The following is a 21,757-nucleotide window of genomic DNA, read 5'->3' as shown; positions in this document are numbered from 1 at the left end:
GGAATTCGCATGGCGACAATCACTCGACCCGCCGCACTGTTCGGCGGACTGCTGGCTTCACTGGCATTGGCGACGGCCGGTAGCGCGGTCGCATCGGAGGGGCCCAGCGGTTATCGCAGCGCCGATTTCGGGATGTCCTCCGAGGCGGTGCTGGAGCGCCTGGAGCAGGATCAGGTCGTCAACGTCTCGGTCCAGGAGACCGAGGACAACGACCTCATCATCGACGGTGAGCTCGCCGCCGAGGATGAGCCGGTCACCGACTTGCGCTATGTCTTTCCGGCCGGGCGAGACCAGCTCGCCCTGGTAGTGGCCTTCCACCCCAATGTGGAGGACTACGCCAGCGTGAAGGCAGAGCTCGAAGCACGCTACGGCCAGCCCTGGGAGGAAGAGATGGCCGAATGGTGGTTCGAGCAGCTGAAGAGCAGTATGCCGGAAGAGCCCGGCAGCCTCACCGTCTGGGGGGGCGATGGTAGCGAGGGCCGCGAAAGGGGACGCTTCGTGCGGCTCTGGTCCTTCGAGGACTACCTGTCGGTGGAGTATCTCGATACCCAGCTGTTTCGCTGAGAGGAGGATTCGCCAAGGGGAGCCTTTGCCAAGAGGAGCACTACCCATGACAGCCGCCCATCAGGGCGGCTGTCTCGTTCTCGGCGCCTCGGATGCTGGCGTCAGGCCTCGATCAGGCCGAGAAAGGGCACCAGCGTCAGCGCCAGCATGGCCACGACGGCCAATGCCACCAGCAGCATCTGCAGGGGATGCTGGCGCAGGCGTTGCCAAAGAGTGGGCGCCTGGCCATGCTCGACCTGGTCCGCATGCTCCTGCTGCACTCGCTCTTGCCGTTCGGCCTGATAGCGGGCGAGCACCTCCCGCGCCGCTTCCAGTTGAGAGGCATCACGCAGCCAGATGGCATCGACGCCCAGCCGCCAGAAGCCGGCGTGGGTCTCGTAGGTGTCGAAGCCCTGCTCTGCGAGCAGCTGGCGAACTTCCCACGCTTCCTCTTCGGAAACATGGGTAAAGCGAAACAGCAGTGTCGCCATCAGCTGGCCGCCTCGCACAGCCGCTCGGCACGGCCGATGGCCGCATCGGCACCGTTCAGCTCGAAGCTCATGAACCAGTAGTCCTCTTCGCCGCGATCGAGACGTAGCAGGAGCGTCTCGCCCGCGCGCATCTCCTCGATCAGCAGCGCCTGTTCGTCGAGATAGAAATTGACATAGAAGCCGCTGTCGCCCCGCTGGGTGACGAACTCCGCCATGCCGTTGTGAATGGTCTCGTGGTCGACCCGCAGATCGCCGGGCACCAGGTTGGCGACCCGGCTTTCGGCCTGGTGCTCGTCGAGCTCCACGCGCAATTCGAGCCAGGGGAGGTCGCAGACACCGGGCGTGAAGTTCAGGCTGAGGATGGAGTCGCTGTAGCTCGTCTCCTGCAAGGCGCGGAAATGGCGCTCGTCACCCAGTGACAGGGTCAGGGAGTGCCAGTTGCCATGCGCTTCGACATCGCTGGTATTGTAGTTGGTGGCCTGGGCCAGCGGGGCGGCAAGCAGGCTGGCAAGCAGTAGCCATAAGGGCGTGTGGCGCAAGGTGGGGCGAGTGATCGGGAGCATGACCGGGTTCCTGGGGCGACAAGCCTCCGATGGTAGCACCCCGAGCACGGCGAGCCGACCCCGCGGCCCCGTGCACGGCCGCGGCTCAGGGGTCCAGGCTGGAGAAATAGGCCGCCAGGTCGGCAATGTCCTCATCGCTCAGGCCCCGGGTCATGCTGGCCATCAGGTGCCCCTTCTCGCCGGCGCGCAGTGCCTTCATGCCCTCGACGATACGCGTTTCGTCCATGCCGGCGAGGCTGGGATAGCGCGAGGTGACGCTGCGGCCCTGGTGGCCGTGGCAGCTGATGCACATCTTGCCCATCTCGGCGCCCTTGTCGGGATCGCCACCGTAGCGGAAATCGTCGCTCTTCGCCGCCTGGGCATCGTTGACGTCGACGCTCTCCTCGCCCAGTACGACGGCGCTGAGGGTGGCCAGTACCACCAAGGCCAACATCCTGGATAAGCCGACCATCATCTGAACCCCCTACCCGAATTGTCACACTATCGACTACAGCATAGCCCCGGATGCCGCGTCCACCATGCCATGTCCCTAATGCTGATGCCCCTCCATGCCGCTGCCATGGGCGCCATCGTCATGGCTCATGCCATTCTGCATGCCGTGATTCTCGCTGTGCCTGTCGGCATCCTGCCGGCCCAGTTTGGCCAGCAGCTCCAGGTCGATATCCTGGAAGGCGAGTACGCGTCCGCCATGGGTTTCCCGGAAGGCGTCGGCATGGTGTTGCTCGCGGAACGAGGCGAGCGTGTGTCCCATGGCGCCGCGGCGCTCATGCTCCACCACGTACCAGGCCTCGCTGGCCAGGATGAAGGCATCATCGGCGGGGCTTGCCCAGGGCGTGACCGCGACATCGTGGACCCAGGCGTGGCTAAGCTGGGTCTCGTTTTCCGGCTGCAGCAGGAAGGCGAACATGTCGGTGGTGGAGCAGAACTTGCGCGCCGCCTCATCCCGGTTCAGGTAGACCTGCCCCTTGGGGCCGGGCAGGTCGCTGATCAGCATGCCGCAGACGTGACAGCTGTCGCCGTCGGTGATCGGCTGGGCCGGGGCCAGCGGTCTCTCCTCGTCACTGCCGCAGCCTGCCAGCAGGGCCAGGGTGAAAGCGAAGGCTAGCGAGCGAACGGCGTGGGTGGCGCGAATCATCGGGGCATCTCCGGTAGGCCCTTCAGGCCGAGTGGTGGCGGAAGCGCAGGATGGCAAGGCCCAGCGGGGCCATGATCCAGCCAAGCAGCACCAGGACCAGCCAGCCGAGGTGGAAGGCACTATCCTGGGCGATGGCGGTAACGCCGGTGTAGGCCTGGGAGGTGTCGAAGCCGACCATGTTGATCAGGCGGAACCCGTCGGTGGGGTTGAGCAGCAGCAGCCAGGGCAGCCAGTCGCCGCCGCCCTGTACGCTGACCAGCAGCGCCAGCAGCCCCAGGTCGAACACCAGCACGAAGAGGAACCAGACACCCAGGGCCAGCCCGGCGGCGCGCGCCTTCTCGGTCACCCAGACGCTGATCAGGTAGGCGAAGGCGATGAAGACCCAGCCCAGCAGCACGCTGCTGAGAATCAGCAGCCCCATGCTGGCGGCGAGCTGGGCGATATCCACGCCCTCGGCCCCCAAGGCGATCACCACGCCGGCAATGCCGAAGCCGAGCGCCGTGGCGGCACCCAGGATCAATCCGTGGCCGAGGAACTTGCCGAGCAGCAGCGACGTGCGGCTCAGCGGGTAGGTGAGCAGCAGCAGCAGGGTGCCCGATTCCTGCTCGCCCACCACTGCATCATAGGCCAGCAGCAGGGCGATCAGCGGGATCAGGAACACCGCCAGGGTCGACAGGCTGACCACGGTGGTGGCCAGCGACGTGAAGCCCATGCCACCGCTGGCGGCGGCGCCGAACCAGGCGATGCCCACCGCCAGGGCGGCCAGGATCAGGGCGATGGCCAGCACCCAGCGGTTGCGCAGGCCGTCCTGGAACTCTTTACGGGCGACGATCAGGGCTGTGTTCATGACGCACCTCGCGAAGCATGGAGCGATGGAGATGGCAATGACGCCACCGGCGCCGAAAAATGGGCGTAGAGATGTTCCAGGGTCGGTGGCATGACGTCGATGTCCTCGACCCCCGGGGCGTCGGCGAGGCGCCGAAGCACCGCCATCTTGGCCGATGGATGAACGTCGAACTCCAGGGCGTGGCCATTGAGATGGCGAGCCGTCACCCGGGTCTCGTCCCAGCCGTTCGACCAGTCGGTACCGGGCCAGCTGCCGCGCGCCTTGACCGTCAGCGGCAGGGAGGCTTCCGCACGCAGCTCCTCGAGGCTGCCCAGTGCCAGCTGGCGGCCGGCGCCGAGGATCAGGGCGCGATCGATATAGGGCTCCACCCCGGGCAGCACGTGGGATGAGAGCAGCACGGTGCAACCCCGCTCGCGCAGCTCCCTGACCGTCTCGTAGAAGTCGCGGGTGGCGGCGGGGTCGAGCCCGGTGGTGGGCTCGTCGAGCAGCAGCAGTCGTGGGTCGCCGAGCAGGGCCTGGGCCAGGCCGAGGCGCTGGCGCATGCCCTTGGAGTAGGTCTTGACGCGCCGACCGGCGGCCTCGATAAGGCCGACACGTTCGAGCAGCATATCCACCTGACGCCTGTCCACCCGCTTGAGGCGGGCGAAGTAGGTCAGTACCTCGCGACCGCTGAGCTGCTCATAGAAACTGACGTTCTCGGGCAGGTAGCCCAGTCGACGACGCAGCGTCTCGGCGTGGGGGCCATCGGGGGCGCCGCCGAGCACCGAGAGCGAGCCGGCGCTGGGCGAGAGCAGCCCCAGGATCAGCTTCATGGTGGTGGTCTTGCCGGCACCGTTATGGCCGAGCAGTGCCAGCACCTCGCCCTCCTTGACGGTCAGGTCCAGTGCATCGAGGCGGGTCAGGTCGCCATTTTTCAGGGTGAGTCCGTGGCATTCGATCACCGGATTCATGGGCGGATGCCTCCTATTTGGGGTTCACGCATCAGGGGGGCGCTGTCGCGTACGCCCTGGGCGCGGAAGATCGGGAACTGCCGCTGCACCCAGCGCAGCGCCACCACCGCGGGGCTGTGCATCAGCAGCCGTGCGCTGGGATAGCGCCACAGCAGGCGGTCCACGGCATCGTTGGGTTCGTAGGCGGTGTCGCCGATGCCGTCACCGGCGAGGTCCCACCCCAGGTAGTCGCTCCAGTAGTTGCCCTTTCCGTCCACCGACCACTCCTGGGTGCGGGTAGAGACGTACATCACCTGCTGGCGGTTATTGATGAAGGCATTGTGGTAGAGGCGATTGTTCTCGGATCCGGCGGTGAGATGAATGCCCAACTCGCTGTCGGCCACGCGATTGTTGTGGATCTCGTTGGCCTGGGAGTTGTAGATGAACAGCGCCTTGCCCTCGGCTCCCAGCGTCACGCCGTGCTCGTCGCCGCCGGCACCCTGCCAGGCGGTGATGCCGCGGATGTCGTTGCCGGCGATGGTGCTGTAGTTGACGTAGTTCATCAGGATGCCGTAGTTCTTGTCGTTCTCGGAGCGATTGTCCAGCACCTCGAGGTCCCGGGACATCATCAGCGCATAGCCCGCCCGGGTACCGCTGGTGTGGTTGTCGACGATGCGGCTGCCGTGGGTGAACATGTAGTGGATGCCGAAACGGGAGTCGCTCAGCCGGTTGCTGCGGAATTCCAGGTCGCGGCTGGTATCCACGTAGATGGCGTCTCGGGAGCCACTAACGACGTTATCGGCGATCAGGCCGCCATCGATGTTGTAGAGCCGGATGGCGTCGCCACGATCCTGGGAGCGCACCTCGGTATTGCCGGTGATGCGGTTGCCGACCAGGGTCGGTGCCTCCGCATGCCACAGCCAGATACCGAAGGCCACATTGTCCATGGTGGTGTCTTCGACATGCAGGCGGTGGGCGCCTCTTTCGCCGTGAATGCCGGCGTTCATGTCGGTCAGGTTGAAACCTGAGTTGCGCAGGGCCAGGCCTTCGATGCGGACATCGGGTGCCATGACGCGAATCACGTCGCCGCGGCCTTCGCCATCGAGGACGGCGCCGGGTTCGCCGCGCAGGGTCAAGGGCTTGTCGATCTGGATACTGCCGACATGGGTACCCTCGGCGAGCGTCAGCTCGCTGCCGGAGGCGGCAGCATCGATATGAAACTGGAGAGGACCGTCGCCGGGTTCGATGCGCAGCTCGCCGAAGGCGAAGGTCGCCGTCAGCAGCAGGGCGCAGCCACCCAGAAAAGAAAGAAGAGTATGTTTCATCACGGTCACCTCAGGTATTACTGTGGCCGGCCCCGAGGGGCCGGCCAGGTTACATCACGCTTCCACCAGCATCCTGCCTGACATCTCCATGTGCAGGGCATGGCAGAACCAGCTGCAGTAGTACCAGTGGACGCCGGGCTTGTCGGCCACGAAGGTCACCGAAGAGGTCTGCTGCGGATGGATCTCGAAGTTGATGCCGTGGTTGACCAGGGCGAAACCGTGGCTGACATCCTCGATGGTATCCATGTTGGTGACCACGATGGTGACTTCGTCGCCCTTCTTTACGCGGAACTCGGTGGTACCGAAGCTCGGCGCCACGGAGGTCATGTAGACGCGCACCTTGTTGCCGTCACGGATGACCTTGTTGTCCGTCTCAAGCGTGACGCCATCGGCCTGGGCCATGGCCACGGTTTCGGCGAAGTAGGGGTCGTCCCTGGTGTAGATCTGCGACGGGTTGAGCTGGTCGGCGCGGATCATCAGCGCATCGTGGGGCTCGGCATAGGTCGGGCCGTCGTGAATCAGCGTCATCTGCTCGCCGGAGATGTCGATCAGCTGATCGTTCTCGGCGTGCATCGGGCCTACCGGCAGGAAGCGGTCCTTGGAGAACTTGCACAGCGCGGTGAGGTACTTGCCGTCGACGTCGCGGCTACAGGCGAGTGATGCCTTGATGTGGCCGATGTTGTAGTGCACGTCGATGCGGTCGCGAATGTAGTTCACCTCCTCGCCGTTGTAGGAGCGAATGGCATCTTCCACGTTCCATTTCACCACCTGGCTGTCCAGGAACAGCGACGTATAGGCGTTGCCGCGGTTGTCATAGGTGGTGTGCAGCGGACCCAGGCCCACTTCCGGCTCGGCCACCACGGTGTCGCGCGGGTCGTCGAGACCACCGTCGAACCACTCACCGACGCGGGACCACTCGATCACGGTACAGGTCGGGGAGAGCTTGCCGCTGACCACGCAGTACTTGCCTTCCGGAGGCATGGTGTTGACGCCGTGCGGGCTGCGCGGGGTCGGCACATAGAGAGCGAAGGTGTTGCGGCCCTCATGGGCCTGCTCGCGGGCGTCAACCACCGGCACCTGAGAGTCGCCGATGGTGGTGTAGTCACCGGCGGCAACGGCCGCTTCGATGGCGGGAACGTCGAAGAAGACCGTCCAGTCGCGCTCCGGCCCCATCATCTCCGGCAGGGTCATGCCGCGGGCCGAGTTGTAGCAGGAAGCGGCGACGAAGCGTCCGGTATAGTCGGTATCGCAGTTGTCGAGGTTGCCGTCGACGATGGCCTGCCACTTGATCTCCATGGTCTCGGCATCGAGACAGGACATCATGGTCCAGTACTGGGACGGGTCGTCCAGGTAGTCGCCGTTGTTGTTCAGCGGCACGATCATTTCACCCGCCGCGAACACCCGCTCGGTGCTGGGCACGCGCTGCAGGGTCAGGCCGTGGATCGACTGGACGTTGGGAATGGTGATGATCTTGTCGGCGCGCATGATATCCAGGCGGACACGCGCGACCCGGGTATTGGCCTTGTCGTTGATAAAGCAGTAGCGGCCGTCGTAGCGGGCGTCGGTATAGCTCACCTTGGGGTGGTGGGTGTCGCCATTGAGCGGGGCGTTCTCGCCCAGCACGCGCTTGGATTCGTTGGTGATGCCCCAACCGGTGGCGCTGTCGACGTTGAAGACCGGAATACGCAGCAGCTCGCGCATGGAAGGCACGCCGAGGATGCGTACCTCGCCGGAGTGGCCGCCGCTCCAGAAGCCGTAGTATTCGTCGAGTTCGCCCGGGGCGACTTCGTGTTCGCTCCCTGCTGCCGCCTCGGCGGGGCGGCTGCCCATCATGGCACCGGCACCGAAACCGCCGGCAAGGCCAGCCCCGGCGACGCCGGTTACTGCGCTGTTGCGCAGGAACTTGCGGCGGCTGAGGTCTTTGATGTTTTCATTGTCACTCATGATTCACTCCTCCTGGAGGGTGGGAATGCGCTGCAGTTTGGCCTGGCTGCCCTGCGCAGCATCGGCCGGGAAGGTTTCGACGCCGCCGTTCTTCGATGAGGCCCTGGCGGCCTTCTCGTAGCGCTTGCGGCGCTTGACCATCGGCGGACATCGCTGGTCGTCGTGGTAGGTCACCTGGCAATCCAGGCAGTAGTGGCACTCGTTGGCGTTGATGCGGCCGTCGGGATGGATAGCGGCGACCTCGCACTCCTTGGCACAGATCTGACAGGGGGTGCCGCAGCTGCCGCGATGGCGCTTGAGCCAATCGAACAGGCGCAGGCGGGCGGGAATGGCGAGCCCGGCGCCCAGCGGGCAGATGTAGCGGCAGTAGGCCTTGTGGGTGAATGCCGAGATGGCGAGCAGTCCCAGGGCGTAGAGCAGGAAGGCCCACTCGCGCTGGAAGCGCATGGTCACGGCGGTCTTGAACGGCTCCACTTCGGCGTAGCGCTCGGCCTGCCCCAGCGAGTGCAGCGATACCGCGAACAGCCCCAGCAGGATGATGTACTTGATCGCCCACAGCCGCTCATGCAGGGCAAAGGGCACTTCGAACTGGGGCACCTTGAGCTTGCGCGCGGCCTTGTTGATCAGCTCCTGCATGGCGCCGAAGGGGCATAGCCAGCCGCAGAACACGCCACGGCCCCACATCAGCAGCGTCACCGCCACGAACGACCAGAGGATGAACATCATCGGGTCGATGAGGAACGAGTCCCAGCTGAAGCCGCCCATCAGTGAATGCACGAAGGTCAGGATGTTGACCACCGAGAGCTGGGCCAGGGAGTACCAGCCGATGAACACCACGGTGTAGACCAGGAAGCCGACGCGCAGCGGGGCAAACACGCGGGGGTAGCGCACCAGCACGTCCTGAAACAGCATGATGGCGGTCAGCACGGTCAGGCCGACGCCCAGGATTGCGATCTGGAAGGTGCGGTCACGCCACACCTGAACCCACAGCGCCTCTTCCACCATGGGCTCGGGGCGCTCGATATAGGCTTCGGGGATGCTGTAGTGGGCGTTGAAGCGTACGAATTCGGTCTCCAGCGGGCCGGCGGCGCGGCGCACCAGCAGGCCGAGCTCCCAGGGCTCGCCGGGGTCGAATGCGACGTCGTCGCGAATGATGAAGATATCGCGCTCGGTCAGCCTGGGGGCGCCGTCGATGCCCATGCGAACGATGCGTCGATGGTCGCTGTCCTGGAAGGCGATGTTGGTGTTGCCCTGGGAGGCCTCGATGCGGTCGAAGATACCGCCGCGAACGTAGCCCGAGCCCTTGAAGGAGTAGTCGCCCTGGGCCATGACGCCGATGGCGTGCTCGCCTTCGTCGAGGCGCTCCATCAACTGCTCGTAGACGATGTCGCCGAGCAGGTTGCGGCCGGCGGTAGGCGCGTTGAGATACGTCACATAGAGATCGATGAAGGTGCTGTCGGCATCCTGGCCGCTGGCGTAATCCTCGGCCGCGGTGCCGACGAAGGCCTCGTCGATCTCGCCGTGGGTCAGGTGCAGGCGGCGAATGGTGCCGTCGCCCACCAGGGTTTCCCAGTCGGCCGGTTCAAACACGTCGTAGCGTACTTCGGCCGGCGGAGTGGCCAGCGGGTCGTCGATCAGGCCTTGCTCGGCGGCGACACGCCGCGCGGAGCGCATCACGGTCTCGGTGAGGACGATTACGGTCACGGTGGCGCCGGAGATGGCATCCAGGTTTTCACCGACGCGCAGCCGCTCGTTGACGTGGTGGGGTGCGTGGGCACCGGCATAGTCGACCAGGCGCTGCTCGGGAATGCCCACCAGCATGATCGGCTCTTCGTGGCCGAGGATGGTGGCCTGGGTGATGTGGGCCTCCAGGTCGATTCCCACCAGCATGCTGATCGGTTTGCCGGAGTACGCCGGAATCGGTGCGATGTCATCGGTCTCGAAGGCATAACCCAGCAGCGTCTCGCCGGCATAGACCGCCTTGGCAGCATGTTCGCCCTCCACATCGGCCAGGCGAGTGGCGTCGGGAAAGCCTGCCTTCACCTGTGACAGCTCGAAGGCCTGAGCAGGCAGGCCGACCAGCATCAACATGCTTAGCAGCCAGGTGAAGGCGAGAGAGGCGAGAGTGCTGCGCCGAGTGGACATGTTGCGATCCTTCTTGCGAACCTGTTGCTGGAGGTGTGACAGATGAAGGCAATGAACAGGTATCTGGAATGAATCTTTATGATGTGTTGCTCATCATGCCAGTACACCACCGGCCCCGAATTGACGTGGGTCATGCCTGGAGCGGACGTCTGTCAGCCTCGAAGGGGTAACCCCAAAGGGGTAGGAGTGCGTTAAGGCACCGAAGAAAGGGCTGGGCTATAGAGGAAGGCGAGGGGGAATGGGAGCGTTTGAAACAGAACAGGGCGCAACGCCGTTAATGGTGTTGCGCCCTGTCGTTGGGAGTGAGCTCGGTCAACCGGCCTGCTGAGAGGGGCTGTTAGAGCACCGGCTCGAGCATGAAGTCGACGGCGGCCTTGACTTCCTCGTCGCTCAGATTCGCGTGCCCGCCCTTGGGGGGCATGGCGCCGATGCCGTCGATGGAGTGGGCATAGAGCGTATCCATGCCTTGCTCCAGACGCTCCGACCAGGCAGCCTCATCGCCCTTGATGGGAGCGCCGGCGGCACCGGTCATATGACAGGCCATGCAGGCCTGATTGTAGATGGCTTCACCGTCGGGCTCGGCCTGGGCGGTTGCAGCAAAGGTAAGGGCGGCAGCGCCGGCCAGCAGGGTAAGGGTAGCAGTCAGCTTCTTCATGGGTTCTCCAGTATTGCGGGTCACGGTTGGTACTTGTTTACAGTGAAGCCAGTTTTACAGTGAAGCCAGTCGTTGCATGGGCCTGGCCCTACGCCTGAATGGCTTCGATGCTATTGCCAATGAAGGCTATGCCAAAAAAATGGATTGGCAAAGCTATTGCTCTTGCGCTGGGATCTGCATCAACCGGGCCAGCTGTGGCTGGCGCCGGCCCAGCATGTCGGCCAGGGTGTAGCCATCGAGCACGGTCATGAAGGCTGTCATTGCCTCGTTGAGGATCGGCTTGAGGCGACAGGCCGGCGTGATGACGCACTCGTTCGAATCGCGAAAGCACTCCACCAGGCCGAGCTCATGTTCGGTATCGCGAATCAGGCCGCCCAGCGAGATGGTCTCGGGCGGACGATTCAGCAGCATGCCGCCGTTCTTGCCGCGGATGGTAACGATATAGCCGCGGTGGCTGAGGTCCTGGACGACCTTCATCAGGTGGTTGCGCGACACGCCGAAGCTTTCGGCGATCTCATGGATGGTGGCGCGCTCCTCGCCCTTGACGGCGAGGTAGATGAGGACACGCAGCGCGTAATCGGTATAGCGGGTCAGGTGCATGGCGGGTCGGCCTTGTCTTGATAAGTATCAAATAAAATATTTTAAAATTTTCTTATCATAACATCGGTTTTATCTTGGCCTTCGCTGCGCAGAGGTGTGGCATCGGGTCGCGTCAGTACGAAGGTGGCCACACCGATGAAGAGCACCGCTGTCAGTGCCAGAACGCCGGATGGCGCCTTACCCAGCCACAGCACCAGCCAACTGAACAGCAACAGCACCACGGCCAGCCGCTTGGCACGACGCGGAACGGCACGCTGCTCCTGCCAGGCGTGCAGGGTAGGGCCGATCCGGGGGTGCTGCCATAGCCAGCGTGCCAGGCGCGGCGAGCCCTTGGGCGCCGCCCAGGCCGCCACCAGCAGGAAGGGAGTGGTGGGCAGCAGCGGCACCACCAGGCCGGCGGTCCCCAGGCCGATACAGCCATAGGCCAGGGTGCGCCAGACGAATCGCGAGAGCATGGAGGTCATGACGGCCTCGTGGATTGGCAGTGGGTGCTTTAAAGAGTATTTTATATGCATGTTTAGGCCCAATGTAAAGCCGCTTGCTCTGCCCACCGGCGAAGATGGCGTGACGGCATCGCCCCGAAGACCGGCCTGGCGCTGGCTCTTCCCGCTGGCGGCGCTTCACGCGGCGCTGATGGTGCCGCTGTCGCTGCTTGCCCTCTACCATGGGTGGGACATCTTGTCGCAGCTGGCATCGCCCGCGGCCCACGCCCGTGAGTTGCTGTTCGGGTTCGCCCTGGCGGTCATCGCCGGCTATCTGCTCGGGCCGCTGTCACAACGTCAGCAGGTGGGCCTGGTCGGGCTGTGGCTGGTGGGGCGGATGGGTATCCTCGATTGGCCCGGCAGCGTGCTGGCGACCCTGGCCGATGCCCTCTTTGCCCTGTGGCTGGCCGGCTTGCTGGTACCCCGGTTTCTTGCCGCCAAGAAGTGGCGCAATCGGGTACTCTCCCCGCTGCTGGGGCTGATCTGCCTGCTGGCGGTCGTGACGCTGACCTGGCGCTACCAGGATGACATGCCGACGACGGCACCCCTGATGCACCAGAGCGTGCTGTGGCTGGTATTGCTGATGACCTTCATGGGGGGACGCATCATCTCGCCGGCCGTCAACGGCTACCTGATGAGTCGCTATCGCATGGCGGGTGCCGGCGTGCAGCCGCAGATCGAGTCGGCGCTGATCGTCCTGCTGGGCCTGGCACCCTTCCTGATGCTGTGGGGCGCCCTGCGGCCGCTGGCGGCATGGCTGGTACTGGCGGCCGGTCTGCTGGTGCTGTGGCGGGTGCTGCGCTGGGGGCCTGGCCAATGCCGCGAGCGCCCCGATCTGCTGGTGTTGATGCTGGGGTACAGCTGGCTCGGGATCGGGCTTCTGCTGCTGGCGCGCACCTGGTGGATGCCGGAGCACGCCAGTTCGGCGCTGCATGTCTTCACCATCGGCGCCCTGGGCACCCTGTCCAGCGCCGTCATGCTGCGCCACGTGATACTGCGCGCCAGGCAGCGTCCCGAGGCAGAGTGGGCCCTGGTCCCCCTGGCCGGGCTATTCGCCACCGCCGCCATCCTGCGACTGTGGGCGCTCGACGCTGGCAGTGGCTGGCTGGCGATCCTGTGGTGCTCGGCGCTGCTCTGGAGCCTGGCCTGGCTGCTGGTGGCCTGGCGGCTGCGCTACTGGCTGGCGCGAATGCCGTCTGGCCGTGCCGTGTCAACTCGCCCCGATAATTGATCACGGACAAGGGTCGGGCGTGCATGCAAAGACGACGCGAAGCGCCGGTGTCATACTGGCGCCATAGGCAATGGCCAGCCCATGCCCCCTTCTCAAGAGGCTGTTTTCGATCATGCAAGACGATCTGCTGTTCAATCGCCCCCTGGTGGAGAAGTACGACCGTCCGGGACCGCGCTATACCTCCTATCCCACGGCGCCCCAGTTCCATGCGGCCTTCGCCGAGGATGACTATCGGGCCGCTGCCGAGCGCAGCAACCGGGTCGCCGCCCCCAAGCCGCTCTCGGTCTACGTGCATATCCCGTTCTGCAAGAGCCTCTGCTACTACTGTGCCTGCAACAAGATCATCACCCACAATACCGACCGGGCGTCGGAGTACCTGGCCTGGCTGAAGCATGAGGTCCAGACGCAGGGGGCACTGTTCGACGAGTCGCGCCGCATGACGCAGTTGCATCTTGGCGGCGGCACACCCACCTACCTGAGCAATACCCAGCTGGGCGAGCTGATGAGGTCGCTGGACGAGGCTTTCCACTTCGCGCCGGTGGAGGAGCGCGAGTTCTCCCTGGAGGTGGACCCGCGCACGGTGACCCCGGAGCAGATCCATGAGCTCCATGACCTTGGCTTCAATCGCCTCAGCTTCGGGGTCCAGGACTTCGACGCGGATGTCCAGCAGGCCGTCAACCGCGTGCAGAGCGAGGAGCAGGTGGTGTCGCTGGTCCAGGCGGCCCGCGATGCCGGCTTCGAATCGATCAGCGTCGACCTGATCTACGGCCTGCCGCTGCAGACCGTGGCAAGCTTCGACACCACCCTGGACAAGATCATCGCGCTGCGCCCGGATCGCATCGCCGCCTACAGCTATGCGCACCTGCCGGAGCTGTTCAAGGCCCAGCGGCTGATCCGCCCCGAGGACATGCCGCCGCCGGAGCGCAAGATGGAGCTGCTGGAGCTGACCATTCGCCGTCTGACCGGGGCCGGCTACGTCTATATCGGCATGGATCACTTCGCCCTGCCCGAGGACGAACTCTCCCTGGCCAGGGAGAACGGCACCCTGCAGCGCAACTTCCAAGGCTACTCCACCCATGCCGACTGCGACATGATCGGCCTGGGCATCACCTCCATCGGCAAGGTGGGCGACAGCTACAGCCAGAACGTCAAGGAGACCGCCCAGTACCAACATCGGCTCGAGGCGGGCCGGCTGCCGGTGATGCGCGGCTATCGTCTCAACGACGACGACCGGCTGCGCCGCGACGTGATCAATGCCCTGATGTGCCACGGCCGAATCGACTTCGCCGACATCGAGGCCAAGCACGACATCGTCTTCCACGACTACTTCGCCGATGCCCTGGCTGAGCTCACCGAAATGCAGCAGGACGGGCTGATCGCCATTGGGGAGTCCGCCATCGACGTGCTGCCGACCGGGCGATTGATGATGCGCAACGTGGCCATGGCCTTCGATGCTTACCTCAAACCCAACGAAGGGCGTTTCTCGCGTACGGTCTAGCGTCCCGGCGAGGAACCACGCAAACGGCGCCCCGCGGGGCGCCGTTTTTCATGAGCCAGTAGCGGTTCAGGCGGTACGTTCGAACAGCAGGTTGTTCTCCAGGTGGATGTGCTGCATCAGGTCCTCGCGGAACTCGTTGAGGCCGGTGTAGAGCGCGCGCCAGGTGGTGCAGGCGCCCTTGGGCGGGGTGATGTTGTCGGTCAGCGCCATGACCTCATCGAGATTCTCGCCGTGGTCGTCGTGCTCCTGGCGCATCACCGCGATCGGCCCCTGGGCCTGGGCGGCCATGCCGCTGCGCAGCATCGGGAACAGGATCTGCTCCTCCTTCTGCATGTGACTCTCCATCTCCTGGAAGATCACCGACAGCAGGTCGGCCAGGCCGTTGGGGCAGGTGTCACGCTCTCCATGGACGAGCTCCACGCGACGCGCCATGCGAATCAGCTCCGGCAGCTGCTGGCGATGCACATCGTGATAGCGGGTCAGGATGTGATCGATCAGCTCATCATTGCTGGCCGATTGCCAGTCACGCTGGTCCGGGTTGCCGGCCGGCAGGGCTTCCAGCGCCGCGACCAGGGCGGCGATATTGGCTCCGGCCTGCTCGGCGGCGGCCTGCAAGCTCAGGCGGCCGCCACAGCAGAAGTCGATACGGTTCTGGTGAAAGATGCGGGTGGCGCCTGGCAAGTTCAGGGCCAGGCGACCGACGGGTTGTTCGAGCAGGCTCATGGCATATCCTCAAGCAGGGTGGGGGTGTCTCGTCTTGCTTAGCTGTACTGGCGTTGCAAACCCTGTGCCAGACTATTATTCGTTTGAAAACAATAGCCTGTATTTTGAGTGGTAAAAAAGACCCTGAAAGAATAGGGTGTAAATAACCCTGTCACGGTAAAATTGACCATGTTGGACGATAGCCTGCTGGCCGATATGGCCGCCGACCTCCCCAGCGCCGTGCGGCTGCAGCGCCTGGTTCGCACCCTGCGCGAGGAGTTTCGCTGTGGTGCAGTGTGCCTGCTGCAACTGCAGCAGGAGATCCTTGCCCCCGTGGCGGTAGAGGGACTGGTGCGCGAGGCGCTGGGCCGTCGCTTCGAGGTGGCGCGGCATCCGCGGCTGGCTGCGATACTCGCCAGTCGAAACACCACCTGCTTTCCTCCCGACTCCACCCTGCCCGACCCCTACGATGGCCTGGTCGAGCAGCGTCCCGGGGAACCGCTGCACGTCCATGACTGCATGGGGATCAGCCTGCACGTGGAGGGCCAGCCCTGGGGCGTGCTGACCCTGGATGCGCTGGTCGCCGGCACCTTCGATGCCAAGGCCCGTCAGGCATTGGCCCGCTATGCATTGCTGGTGGAAGCCGCGGTGCGGGTGACGCGCATGGAGCAGGAGCTGCGAGCCCTGCATATGGCACACCAGGGTGGGGCGGCCCGGGTGGAGCCCAGCGCCGGTGGGGAGATTCTCGGCCACAGCGCCGCACTGCAGCGCTTGCTGCAGGAGCTCGACGTGGTGGCCGAGTCCGGCCTGCCGGTATTGCTCAGTGGCGAGACCGGGGTGGGCAAGGAGCTGTTTGCCCGGCGCCTGCATCAGCGCTCGACACGGCGCCAGCAGCCGCTGGTACAGGTCAACTGTGCGGCACTGCCCGAGTCGTTGGCCGAGAGTGAACTGTTTGGTCACGTGAAGGGGGCCTTTTCCGGTGCCGTCAGCGATCGGGCGGGGCGCTTCGAGGCGGCCCATGAAGGCACCCTGTTTCTCGACGAGGTGGGCGAGCTGCCGCTGGGCATCCAGGCCAAGCTGCTGCGGGCACTGCAGAACGGCGAGGTGCAGCGGTTGGGTGAGGACACGCCACGCCAGGTCGATGTGCGGATCCTCGCCGCCACCAACCGGCACCTGGCCGACGGGGTACGCGAAGGGCACTTTCGCGCCGACCTCTACCATCGGCTGTCGGTCTATCCGGTGGCCATTCCGCCGCTGCGCGAACGCGAAGGGGATGTGCTGGTGCTGGCCGGCCACTTTCTCGAGATCAACCGCACCCGCCTCGGGGTGCGCAGCCTGCGCCTCTCGCCGGAGGCCGAGCGGGCGCTGTGCGGCTATGCCTGGCCGGGAAACGTACGGGAACTCGAGCATGTCATCAGTCGAGCGGCGATCAAGGCGCTGGGGCAGGGGGCGCGACGTGACGAGATCATCACCCTGGTGCCGGAGTGGCTCGATCTGGCCAGCGGTACCGCCGTCGATGCACCGCAACGGGTCCAGGCCGAGCCGGAAGTCTCCGCGACAGGCGAATCGTTGAAAACCCAGGTTGCCGCTGCCCAGCGGCGGGCCATTCGTGATGCCCTGGCCATCAGCGACGGCAACTGGGCCACGGCTGCCCGTCGACTGGGTGTCGATCCCAGCAATCTGCACAAACTTGCGCGTCGCCTAAGGATCAAATAGTTAGCGCAATGCAAGAGCTAGCGTTGAAAATAAACGCTACATCTGGTGCTTGAATAGAGGGAATGAGCTATATATGGTACTCATGCCCCTGGTCGGGGCAGTGCATGAGCTTGACACACATCAGTGCAGACCCGCGGCATCGTGCCTAGGATGGACGGTTCGTCGGCCGCCAAGGCCGCAGCCCGATTCACCGGTTCGATTCCACTGGCTGGTTCGACCCCACTGGAGAGTAGAAATGCTTCCGTTGCCCATGTCACTTCTGCCGCGTCCGCCCGCCCCGACCCGCCTGATACGTGCCATCGACCCACGGGTGCCCCTGACACTGAAGCGCCACGTGATCGAACCGGTGCTCAACCGCACCTTTGCCGAGCCCCTGGAAGAGGGTGAGTTCGACGCCCTGGAGGGGCGGCGCATCACGCTGCACGTGGATGACCTGGGCGTCCTGCTGACCCTGACCCTCGTGAACCAGCGGCTGGTGCTGAGCCGCGAGGCCGGTGAGGCGACCATCCGTGGCGGCTGGCGCGAGTTCCTCTGTCTCGCCACCCGGCGCGAGGACCCCGACGCCCTGTTCTTTCAGCGTCGGCTGCTGATCGAGGGCGACACCGAGCTGGGGCTGATGGTGAAGAACCTGCTGGACAGCCGCGAAGAGGGGCTGGCCCAGGGGCGGCTGGGCGACTGGCTGGCGCGCCTGGAACGCGTGGCGCGTCGCGACGATTGAGTATCCTTTTGTTATTGAGTTTTCTTTTTACGAATACAGCCAACGCAGGCGGAGATAAGCCCACATGAGCACTTCCACCAAGGCCGTCAAGACATCCAAAGAGGTTCCGTTGCAGGTGCCCTCCCGTGATATCTGGGACTCCAAGTACCGCCTCAAGGATCGCCATGGCCGGGCGGTCGACAAGGACGTGACCGAGACCTGGGATCGCGTGGCCCGAGCCCTGGCGGTGGTGGAAGGAGACCAGGCCGACGCCTGGCTGCCGAAGTTTCGCTGGGCCCTGGAAAACGGCGCCATCCCGGCCGGGCGGATCATGTCCAACGCCGGCGCCGAGGACTACAAGCCGGCGGTGAGCCTGATCAACTGTACCGTGTCTCGCACCATCCGCGACTCCATGCACGACATCCTCGACAGCGTGGTGGATGCCGGCATGACGCTCAAGGCGGGCTGCGGCATCGGCTACGAGTTCTCGACCCTGCGCCACAAGGGCGCCTTCGTCTTCGGCGCCGGTGCCGGCACCAACGGCCCGCTGGCGTTCATGGATATCTACGACAAGATGTGCTTCACGGTGGCCTCCGCCGGCGGACGCCGCGGCGCCCAGATGGGTACCTTCGACGTCGGCCATCCCGACGTGCGCAGCTTCATCGAGGCCAAGCGCGAGGCCGGCCGGCTGCGTCAATTCAACCTCTCGCTGCTGATCACCGACGAGTTCATCGAGGCGGTGAAGCAGGACACCGACTGGCCGCTGGCCTTCCCGCTGCACGGCGGTGAGAAGGAGGACGTGGGCCCGGATGAGCTCATCTATCGCGACTGGCCGGTGGTCGAGAAGGACTACACCACCGACGGCGAAGGCCGCGTGGCCTGTCGCATCGTCGAGGTGATCAAGGCCCGCGAGCTGTGGGACACCATCATGAAGTCGACCTACGACTTCGCCGAGCCGGGCTTCATCCTGATCGACCAGGTCAACCGCATGAACAACAACTGGTTCTGCGAGGAGATCCGGGCGACCAACCCCTGCGGTGAGCAACCATTACCGCCGGAGGGTGCCTGCCTGCTGGGCTCGGTGAACCTGACGCGCTTCGTCATCGACCCCTTCGGCAAGAAGCCGCGCTTCGACTGGGATCGCTACCGCAAGGTGGTGGCGATCTTCACGCGCATGCTCGACAACGTGGTGGAGATCAGCGGCCTGCCGCTTGAAGGCCAGCGCAAGGAGATCGAGGCCAAGCGTCGCCACGGCATGGGGTTCCTCGGCCTGGGCTCGACCCTGACCATGCTCAAGATTCCCTACGGTTCGGCGGAGTCGCTGGCCTTCACCGAGGAGGTGAGCCGCAACCTGGCCCTCGAGGGCTGGAAGCAGGCGCTGGAGCTCTCTCGCGAGAAGGGCATGGCGCCGATACTGGCCGAGGACTTCGAAATTACCCCCAAGATGCTGCGCGAGCGGCCGGAACTGGCCAAGGACGGATACGAAGTGGGCGACAAGGTGCCCGGCCGCATCCTTCACGCCCGCTACAGCCGCTACATGCAGAAGATCGCCGAGCTGGAGCCGGAGCTGGTGGCGGCGCTGTCCGAGCACGGCGCGCGCTTCACCCACCATTCGTCCATCGCGCCCACCGGCACCATCAGCCTCTCCCTGGGTAACAATGCCTCCAACGGCATCGAGCCGTCGTTCTCGCACCGCTACTTCCGCAACGTCATCCAGTCGGGCAAGAAGACCAAGGAGCAGGTGGAAGTGTGCTCCTTCGAGCTGGCCGCCTACCGCCACTTCATCGCCGCCGACGCGGTGGAGAGCGACCTGCCCGACTACTTCATCACCGCCGATGCGGTGACTCCGAAGCAGCACGTGGCGGTGCAGGCGGCGGCCCAGGCCTGGGTCGACTCGGCGATCTCCAAGACGGTCAACGTGCCCACCGACTTCCCCTTCGAGCAGTTCCAGGATCTCTACCTTGACGCCTACGAGAGCAAGCTCAAGGGCTGCACCACCTTCCGCTTCAACCCGGAGGCTTTCCAGGGCGTGCTGGTGCGCGAGGACGACCTCAAGAACACGACCTATGTCTTCGAGCTGGAGAACGGTGAGACGCTGGAGCTGGCCGGCGACGAGAAGGTCGTCTACGACGGCGAAGAGCACAACGCGGCGAATCTCTATGACGCGCTGAAGGAAGGCACCTATGGAAAGTGGTAAGCCCGTGCACTTCCAACGGCCGGTAGTGAGGTGTCGCCGGAGCAGCCCCGAGCGAGTGAAGCTGCGCGCCTTTGAATCCTTTTCCGCAGGAGCCTGCTGATGGCCGTCGAGATCAAGTCCAAGATAGTTTCCTACAGTGTAAAGAAGGCGGTGCAAGAGGTGCCGCTGGCCGACGAGAATCCGCTCACGGTGCGTATTCCGTCACGTCCCGAGGGCACCCTGGAGGCGGTGTCCGAGAAGATCTCCTACGTCGGTGCCGAAGGGCGCAAGAAGGTCTACCTGCTGGTCTCCTTCATGCCGGTGGAAGGCGTGCTCGACGGCAAGCGGGTGGTCATCGAGCGCCCGGTGGAGTTCTTCTTCCCCTCCGGCCAGCTCTCCAGCGAACACCAGTGGATCACCGCCACCATGCGTAGCCTGTCGCTGGCCGCCCGCGGTGGCTATGTCACCCAGGCGGTGGCCGACCTGCGCAAGGTAGCCTGGGACAAGGGCCTGGTGCGCTGCGGCATGAACCGCTGGGGCAAGCCGATGTTCCATGACTCGGAAGTGGCGGCCATCGCCTGGTCGATCCAGCAGATCCTCTATCGCCGCGGCTTCCTCGACCAGGACGGCAACCAGGTGCCGGTGGAGGAACTGGTCAGCCGCTACGCCCACCGCCTGACCCATGGCCACCCCTGGCAGCCGCCCACCCTCGAGGAGGAGGCCCGAGCCGAACAGCAGGCCAAGGCTCAAGCCCAGAATAAGGAGAAGGGCGACGGCCCCACGGTGGTGGGACACTGCCCCGAGTGCCGCGGCGAGCTGATCATGATGGATGGGTGTCCGACGTGCTATGCGGGCTGTGGTTGGTCCAAGTGCGGCTAAAACTTACCTGATTTCGCGTAAGACTCAGCAGGCGCCTGGCGTAGGCGCCGACGTTGGCGGTGTCGCCAGCCTTGGTAACACCGCCGGGAGGCCTCTGGCCTCCAGTCGCGAGCTAAAGCTGCTCCAACAGCGGTGTAGCTCCTTCCGTGGAGAAAGCAGCTGTTGGAGCGCTGCTCCGCATCGCGACTGGCGCCGTCAGGCGCCTTGGCGTAGGCGCCGAGGTTGGCGGTGTCGCCAGCCTTGGCAACACCGCCGGGGGCCTCCGGCCTCCAGTCGCGAGCTAAAGCTGCTCCGACAGATGGTTATCTCTCCTTTGATGGAAAGGGTCGCTGTTGGAGCGCTCGGTTCGGCGCTCCGAGTTCCCATCGCGACTGGCGCCGTCAGGCGGCGACGATCCTGGGCCTGCCACTCTCCGGCGACGGCGCCATGTCGCCGTCGGTGATCACGACGTCGAAATCGTCCAGCCGGGCGAAGTAGGCCGGGCGAATCACGCCGATCTTGCTTTCATCGGCCACCAGCAGGCGCTGGGCCGCACAGGCGATGGCGGCCTGCTTGGGCGCGACCTCGTGGAAGTGAAAGCAGCTCACGCCCTTCTGTTCATGGACGCCTGCGGCGGAAAGGAAGGCGCGGTTGATCCCCAGGCGCCGGATGGATTGGCCCATCTCGTCGCTACCGAAGGACTGCGATGCGTCGTGATAGACCCCGCCGAGCAGGATCAGGCGGACATCGGGTAGCGTGCTCACCGCGTTGGCTACATTGAGCGCGTAGGTCACCACCGTCAGCTGCTTGCGACCGGCCAGCAGGCCGATCAGCGGTAGCAGGGTCGTGCCGCAGTCGATGAACAGCGTATCCCCCTCCTCGATGAAACCGGCGGCACGTTCGCACAGGCGGCGCTTGGCCCGGAAGTGGCTGTCTTTCTGCTCGTCGACGCTGTAGACCGGCGCGTAGTGCGGGTTGTCCGCCATCACCAGGCGACCGCCCAGGAACACCATGGCGCCATCGCTGGCCGCCACGTCACGGCGGATGGTCATCTCCGATACCCCGCACAGGCGGGCCGCCTCGCTGAGGTGAATCGTCCCCCCTCCGGCCAGGGCTTCCTGCAGCCGTGCCAGGCGCATGGCGCTTCGGCCGTTCATCGCACCTCCATCGCTTGTCACGTTTCTCACAGGGTTGGCTGGCCTATGCTGAGCTAGCCGGCG

Annotated in this window: 21 protein-coding genes; 7 read left to right on the top strand and 14 right to left on the bottom strand. The window is 64.9% G+C overall.

The features are described from left to right. Positions 1-9: 9 nt before the first annotated feature. A complete protein-coding gene (locus tag LY622_RS04965) occupies positions 10-564 on the top strand; it encodes a hypothetical protein (RefSeq protein WP_234289875.1) in 555 nt (184 codons plus the stop codon). 101 nt (positions 565-665) lie between these two features. On the opposite strand, the gene LY622_RS04960 is transcribed toward LY622_RS04965, so the two are convergent. The 12 genes from LY622_RS04960 to LY622_RS04905 form a co-directional block, all read right to left on the bottom strand. Further along, positions 666-1,034 (bottom strand): DUF6164 family protein, encoded by a 369-nt coding sequence (locus LY622_RS04960; protein WP_234289874.1) that lies wholly within the window; start codon positions 1,032-1,034, stop codon positions 666-668. Next, the gene (locus LY622_RS04955; protein ID WP_234289873.1) at positions 1,034-1,597 is read right to left on the bottom strand and encodes a hypothetical protein; all 564 of its coding nucleotides are present in this window, start codon (positions 1,595-1,597) and stop codon (positions 1,034-1,036) included. Before LY622_RS04955 ends, LY622_RS04960 begins: the two co-directional genes overlap by 1 nt. A gap of 85 nt (positions 1,598-1,682) precedes the next feature. Then, positions 1,683-2,051 carry a c-type cytochrome gene (locus LY622_RS04950; protein ID WP_234289872.1) on the bottom strand — a complete coding sequence of 123 codons (369 nt, stop codon included), beginning with the start codon at positions 2,049-2,051 and terminating at the stop codon, positions 1,683-1,685. Between the two features lie 75 nt (positions 2,052-2,126). Continuing rightward, positions 2,127-2,732: a nitrous oxide reductase accessory protein NosL gene (locus LY622_RS04945; protein WP_234289871.1), complete on the bottom strand. Its 606-nt coding sequence runs from the start codon at positions 2,730-2,732 to the stop codon at positions 2,127-2,129. A 22-nt stretch (positions 2,733-2,754) separates the two neighbouring features. Next, on the bottom strand, positions 2,755-3,579 hold the full coding sequence (locus tag LY622_RS04940) for an ABC transporter permease (RefSeq protein WP_234289870.1): 825 nt from the start codon (positions 3,577-3,579) through the stop codon (positions 2,755-2,757). After that, entirely contained in the window at positions 3,576-4,529 is a 954-nt protein-coding gene (locus LY622_RS04935; RefSeq protein WP_234289869.1) for an ABC transporter ATP-binding protein, read from the bottom strand. The genes LY622_RS04940 and LY622_RS04935 overlap by 4 nt, the downstream gene beginning before the upstream one ends. Beyond that, positions 4,526-5,833 carry a nitrous oxide reductase family maturation protein NosD gene (locus tag LY622_RS04930; RefSeq protein ID WP_234289868.1) on the bottom strand — a complete coding sequence of 436 codons (1,308 nt, stop codon included), beginning with the start codon at positions 5,831-5,833 and terminating at the stop codon, positions 4,526-4,528. The genes LY622_RS04935 and LY622_RS04930 overlap by 4 nt, the downstream gene beginning before the upstream one ends. A gap of 54 nt (positions 5,834-5,887) precedes the next feature. Beyond that, complete coding sequence (nosZ, locus tag LY622_RS04925; protein WP_234289867.1) at positions 5,888-7,777, bottom strand: TAT-dependent nitrous-oxide reductase; 1,890 nt, start codon at positions 7,775-7,777, stop codon at positions 5,888-5,890. Between the two features lie 3 nt (positions 7,778-7,780). Beyond that, a complete protein-coding gene (nosR, locus tag LY622_RS04920; protein ID WP_234289866.1) occupies positions 7,781-9,922 on the bottom strand; it encodes a transcriptional regulator NosR in 2,142 nt (713 codons plus the stop codon). Between the two features lie 337 nt (positions 9,923-10,259). Then, complete coding sequence (locus LY622_RS04915) at positions 10,260-10,577, bottom strand: c-type cytochrome (protein ID WP_234289865.1); 318 nt, start codon at positions 10,575-10,577, stop codon at positions 10,260-10,262. 153 nt (positions 10,578-10,730) lie between these two features. Further along, positions 10,731-11,177: an Rrf2 family transcriptional regulator gene (locus tag LY622_RS04910; protein WP_234289864.1), complete on the bottom strand. Its 447-nt coding sequence runs from the start codon at positions 11,175-11,177 to the stop codon at positions 10,731-10,733. Between the two features lie 41 nt (positions 11,178-11,218). Then, entirely contained in the window at positions 11,219-11,641 is a 423-nt protein-coding gene (locus LY622_RS04905) for a YbaN family protein (protein ID WP_234289863.1), read from the bottom strand. A 49-nt stretch (positions 11,642-11,690) separates the two neighbouring features. Between LY622_RS04905 and LY622_RS04900 the strand changes: the two genes are divergently transcribed. Together LY622_RS04900 and hemN are read left to right on the top strand one after the other, a co-directional pair. After that, a complete protein-coding gene (locus tag LY622_RS04900; protein WP_234289862.1) occupies positions 11,691-12,890 on the top strand; it encodes an NnrS family protein in 1,200 nt (399 codons plus the stop codon). 112 nt (positions 12,891-13,002) lie between these two features. Next, positions 13,003-14,388, top strand: a complete 1,386-nt coding sequence (gene hemN / locus LY622_RS04895; protein WP_234289861.1) for an oxygen-independent coproporphyrinogen III oxidase — start codon at positions 13,003-13,005, stop codon at positions 14,386-14,388. Positions 14,389-14,454: 66 nt separating this feature from the next. On the opposite strand, the gene ytfE is transcribed toward hemN, so the two are convergent. Next, positions 14,455-15,111 (bottom strand): iron-sulfur cluster repair protein YtfE, encoded by a 657-nt coding sequence (gene ytfE / locus LY622_RS04890; protein ID WP_234289860.1) that lies wholly within the window; start codon positions 15,109-15,111, stop codon positions 14,455-14,457. Positions 15,112-15,279: 168 nt separating this feature from the next. Between ytfE and norR the strand changes: the two genes are divergently transcribed. The 4 genes from norR to LY622_RS04870 all read left to right on the top strand — a co-directional run bounded on the left by norR (position 15,280) and on the right by LY622_RS04870 (position 20,558). Next, entirely contained in the window at positions 15,280-16,806 is a 1,527-nt protein-coding gene (gene norR, locus LY622_RS04885; protein ID WP_234289859.1) for a nitric oxide reductase transcriptional regulator NorR, read from the top strand. Positions 16,807-17,041: 235 nt separating this feature from the next. Continuing rightward, positions 17,042-17,524 carry a ubiquinone anaerobic biosynthesis accessory factor UbiT gene (gene ubiT / locus LY622_RS04880; RefSeq protein ID WP_234289858.1) on the top strand — a complete coding sequence of 161 codons (483 nt, stop codon included), beginning with the start codon at positions 17,042-17,044 and terminating at the stop codon, positions 17,522-17,524. A 64-nt stretch (positions 17,525-17,588) separates the two neighbouring features. Continuing rightward, on the top strand, positions 17,589-19,700 hold the full coding sequence (locus LY622_RS04875; RefSeq protein ID WP_234289857.1) for an adenosylcobalamin-dependent ribonucleoside-diphosphate reductase: 2,112 nt from the start codon (positions 17,589-17,591) through the stop codon (positions 19,698-19,700). Between the two features lie 99 nt (positions 19,701-19,799). Beyond that, positions 19,800-20,558 carry a ribonucleoside-diphosphate reductase gene (locus LY622_RS04870; protein WP_234289856.1) on the top strand — a complete coding sequence of 253 codons (759 nt, stop codon included), beginning with the start codon at positions 19,800-19,802 and terminating at the stop codon, positions 20,556-20,558. Between the two features lie 380 nt (positions 20,559-20,938). Here the strand turns inward: LY622_RS04870 and LY622_RS04865 are convergent, their stop codons facing one another. Next, a complete protein-coding gene (locus LY622_RS04865; protein ID WP_234289855.1) occupies positions 20,939-21,694 on the bottom strand; it encodes a DeoR/GlpR family DNA-binding transcription regulator in 756 nt (251 codons plus the stop codon). Between the last annotated feature and the right edge of the window lie 63 nt (positions 21,695-21,757).

The sequence above is a fragment of the Halomonas alkalisoli genome, assembly GCF_021412585.1.
In the GTDB taxonomy this organism is placed as follows: domain Bacteria; phylum Pseudomonadota; class Gammaproteobacteria; order Pseudomonadales; family Halomonadaceae; genus Halomonas; species Halomonas alkalisoli.
This window is presented reverse-complemented; position numbering and strand designations above follow the sequence as displayed.

Coding starts and splice junctions, on each gene's coding strand:
- nosZ (WP_234289867.1), bottom strand. CDS start 7,777: ATGAGTGACAATGAAAACATCAAAGACCTCAGCCGCCGCAAGTTCCTG.
- LY622_RS04875 (WP_234289857.1), top strand. CDS start 17,589: ATGAGCACTTCCACCAAGGCCGTCAAGACATCCAAAGAGGTTCCGTTG.
- LY622_RS04945 (WP_234289871.1), bottom strand. CDS start 2,732: ATGATTCGCGCCACCCACGCCGTTCGCTCGCTAGCCTTCGCTTTCACC.
- LY622_RS04930 (WP_234289868.1), bottom strand. CDS start 5,833: ATGAAACATACTCTTCTTTCTTTTCTGGGTGGCTGCGCCCTGCTGCTG.
- LY622_RS04915 (WP_234289865.1), bottom strand. CDS start 10,577: ATGAAGAAGCTGACTGCTACCCTTACCCTGCTGGCCGGCGCTGCCGCC.
- hemN (WP_234289861.1), top strand. CDS start 13,003: ATGCAAGACGATCTGCTGTTCAATCGCCCCCTGGTGGAGAAGTACGAC.
- LY622_RS04960 (WP_234289874.1), bottom strand. CDS start 1,034: ATGGCGACACTGCTGTTTCGCTTTACCCATGTTTCCGAAGAGGAAGCG.
- LY622_RS04905 (WP_234289863.1), bottom strand. CDS start 11,641: ATGACCTCCATGCTCTCGCGATTCGTCTGGCGCACCCTGGCCTATGGC.
- LY622_RS04950 (WP_234289872.1), bottom strand. CDS start 2,051: ATGATGGTCGGCTTATCCAGGATGTTGGCCTTGGTGGTACTGGCCACC.
- LY622_RS04940 (WP_234289870.1), bottom strand. CDS start 3,579: ATGAACACAGCCCTGATCGTCGCCCGTAAAGAGTTCCAGGACGGCCTG.
- norR (WP_234289859.1), top strand. CDS start 15,280: ATGTTGGACGATAGCCTGCTGGCCGATATGGCCGCCGACCTCCCCAGC.
- LY622_RS04870 (WP_234289856.1), top strand. CDS start 19,800: ATGGCCGTCGAGATCAAGTCCAAGATAGTTTCCTACAGTGTAAAGAAG.
- LY622_RS04955 (WP_234289873.1), bottom strand. CDS start 1,597: ATGCTCCCGATCACTCGCCCCACCTTGCGCCACACGCCCTTATGGCTA.
- LY622_RS04910 (WP_234289864.1), bottom strand. CDS start 11,177: ATGCACCTGACCCGCTATACCGATTACGCGCTGCGTGTCCTCATCTAC.
- nosR (WP_234289866.1), bottom strand. CDS start 9,922: ATGTCCACTCGGCGCAGCACTCTCGCCTCTCTCGCCTTCACCTGGCTG.
- ubiT (WP_234289858.1), top strand. CDS start 17,042: ATGCTTCCGTTGCCCATGTCACTTCTGCCGCGTCCGCCCGCCCCGACC.
- LY622_RS04935 (WP_234289869.1), bottom strand. CDS start 4,529: ATGAATCCGGTGATCGAATGCCACGGACTCACCCTGAAAAATGGCGAC.
- LY622_RS04900 (WP_234289862.1), top strand. CDS start 11,691: ATGTTTAGGCCCAATGTAAAGCCGCTTGCTCTGCCCACCGGCGAAGAT.
- LY622_RS04865 (WP_234289855.1), bottom strand. CDS start 21,694: ATGAACGGCCGAAGCGCCATGCGCCTGGCACGGCTGCAGGAAGCCCTG.
- ytfE (WP_234289860.1), bottom strand. CDS start 15,111: ATGAGCCTGCTCGAACAACCCGTCGGTCGCCTGGCCCTGAACTTGCCA.
- LY622_RS04965 (WP_234289875.1), top strand. CDS start 10: ATGGCGACAATCACTCGACCCGCCGCACTGTTCGGCGGACTGCTGGCT.